This is a genomic window from Candidatus Thioglobus sp. (genome assembly GCF_028599055.1).
In the GTDB taxonomy this organism is placed as follows: Bacteria; Pseudomonadota; Gammaproteobacteria; order PS1; family Pseudothioglobaceae; genus Thioglobus_A.
The window spans coordinates 1-2,237 of record NZ_JAQRMS010000175.1; the positions used below are offsets into that span (position 1 = coordinate 1).

Below are 2,237 nucleotides of genomic sequence, written 5' to 3' on the forward strand. Positions count from 1 at the left end.
GTGTCAGTCTCGCAGTCAAGCACCCTTTTACCTTTGCGCTCATTGCACGATGTCCGACCGTGCTGAGGGTACCTTTGCGCTCCTCCGTTACTCTTTGGGAGGAGACCGCCCCAGTCAAACCAATATTAAAACTCCATTACTTACTCTAAAAGCAATGTATAATTTAAACATACTTTAATGAATACTTATATTATGATAAAAACCGAACAAAATTACGACCGTATTACCTTTTCTTTACCTAAACCTATTAACATGGCATTGGGGAGGCTCAAAACTGAGTCTAAACAATCAAAATCTGAGATTATAAAAATAGCCATAGAACGCTATTTATCCCAACAAGAAAAATACAAACTAAAAAAAGCTGTGCAAATGATGTCTCACGAATATGAAAACAATACTGAACTTACTGAGTTTGGTATTTTGGATGGTGAAGATTTCTTATGAAGCAAGGGGATATTTACCTTATCAATCTTGATCCAACTATTGGCTCTGAGATGAAAAAAACCCGACCGTGTATTATACTAAACAACAACACAATTGGAAAACTGCCACTCAAAATTATTGCACCAATAACAGACTTTAAAGCACACTATAGTGCTGTGCCGTGGATGGTAACACTTGAGCCTGATACTAATAATGGACTCACAAAAACCTCATCGGTTGACCTTTTTCAAGTACGCAGCCTATCACAAAAACGCTTGATTAAAAAACTAGGATTTATTAATAAGCAAGCTTTAGCCGCTTGCACAGAAGCATTAAATATTGTGTTTGAGTGCGATTAACGACTTAAAAAGAAATTATTTATTTGATGCACTACTTTATCGCCATCATGCATATATTTTAGTTCTATTTCCACTTCTTTCTTATACTTATTTTTTACTAGAATAGTGAATGATCTAAGCGCCCAACTGGCAAAATTTTGATAAAATAAACTTTCATCAAAATCAACCCACTTAACCCCATAAAATCCTCTTTGCCAAGAAAATACACCACGAAAAACCCATAAACCTTTGTCATCCATAAACAAAACATAACTTCTTATATGTAGAAAAATATAAACACCAGCCAAAGTCATTAAAAAACCAAGAAAACCAGAAATAGCCATTGAGATAAGCCAAGCGAAAAACCATACGCCCATTGGAACAATATAAGCAGTAAAAGATTTTCTTGATAAAATTTTTACACTGGAGCCAAAACTACTATTTTTAATCAAGAATATGCTATCCAATTCTTGTAGAAAATTATTCACGCTTGTCCCAATTTATTTGTGGAAGATGTGTAATGCCACCAACTTTAGTGCGAGAAATAGCACCAATACTCTCCCCAATCCAATCGAATAACTTGTCAAAATTTAGCCCATCCATAGTAACAGGCGGGGTTTTAGAAGAAAACTGTCTTAAAATATTCATATCTGCATATTCTCCTATTCCGATTGATAAAAACATTAGCTTGCTATCGTTAACTAATGTTTTGCTAATGTTGGCAACATTAGTTATATCACCATTTGGCTGCCCATCAGTCATTAGTATTATCCAAGGTTTATGGTACGCAAAATTCTGATCTTTATATCTCTTAATCTTTTTATCTATCAGATGCAATGCCTTGTCTACCGCTTCAGTCATTGGTGTTCCTCCATCAGCATATAAGGTTGGAGGAATAGAATCACTTACTCCGCTAAAGTCGAAAACCACCTTCACTTCTGGACCAAATGTAATCAATGCAATTTCTGCTTGATTTTTGGCAGTGGTGTCTTTTTTAATGAAATCAAAAAATAACCGAACTCCTTTGTTTAACTCTTCTATGCCTCTACCGTGCATAGAGCCACTTGTATCTAAAATTAAACAAATAGGAATGCGTGCACTTGAATCTATATCCTTAGAATTATTAATTCCTGGTTCTGAAACTTTTTGAAATCCGTTATTGGTGTTTTTTTTAAACAGCATTTATAATAATTCTCCTCTTAAAATAGCTAAATTTCTTGTGTGTTTTCTCGCCTCTTCTCTTCTTTCGAGATCAGATGAATTTTCTGCATTATGCCATTTCACTAATTCCGCTAGAAGGATTCTTTCTGTTTCTGCTTTTGAAGTATTGGAAGTAATACCGTATTGAGTAGCATTAACTTTTGATGTGACTTTGGGTTTTTTTCTATCAACCAAATTTTTTGGCTTTTTTCTTGCTCTTGATGTTGTTGTTTTAGGTTTTTTCTTTGGCTTTGGGCTAGTAGGTGGATTTTTTTT

5 protein-coding genes and 1 rRNA gene are annotated in these 2,237 nt (G+C 34.6%); 2 read left to right on the plus strand and 4 right to left on the minus strand.

What is annotated here, in order from left to right; translation table 11 throughout:
* Positions 1-200, minus strand: a 23S ribosomal RNA gene (locus PSN35_RS07205); the annotation flags it as partial.
* Between PSN35_RS07205 and PSN35_RS07210 the strand changes: the two genes are divergently transcribed.
* Both PSN35_RS07210 and PSN35_RS07215 read left to right on the plus strand, forming a co-directional pair.
* Positions 193-444: a ribbon-helix-helix protein, CopG family gene (locus PSN35_RS07210; RefSeq protein WP_300031488.1), complete on the plus strand. Its 252-nt coding sequence runs from the start codon at positions 193-195 to the stop codon at positions 442-444. The two genes, PSN35_RS07205 and PSN35_RS07210, sit on opposite strands and share 8 nt — an antisense overlap.
* Positions 441-782: a type II toxin-antitoxin system PemK/MazF family toxin gene (locus PSN35_RS07215; protein ID WP_300031491.1), complete on the plus strand. Its 342-nt coding sequence runs from the start codon at positions 441-443 to the stop codon at positions 780-782. Before PSN35_RS07210 ends, PSN35_RS07215 begins: the two co-directional genes overlap by 4 nt.
* Here the strand turns inward: PSN35_RS07215 and PSN35_RS07220 are convergent.
* The 3 genes from PSN35_RS07220 to PSN35_RS07230 all read right to left on the minus strand — a co-directional run.
* Positions 779-1,249: a hypothetical protein gene (locus tag PSN35_RS07220; RefSeq protein ID WP_300031494.1), complete on the minus strand. Its 471-nt coding sequence runs from the start codon at positions 1,247-1,249 to the stop codon at positions 779-781. The two genes, PSN35_RS07215 and PSN35_RS07220, sit on opposite strands and share 4 nt — an antisense overlap.
* Entirely contained in the window at positions 1,242-1,943 is a 702-nt protein-coding gene (locus PSN35_RS07225) for a VWA domain-containing protein (protein WP_300031497.1), read from the minus strand. Before PSN35_RS07225 ends, PSN35_RS07220 begins: the two co-directional genes overlap by 8 nt.
* A partial coding sequence (locus PSN35_RS07230) for a hypothetical protein (protein ID WP_300031500.1) occupies positions 1,944-2,237 on the minus strand: 294 nt, incomplete at its 5' end.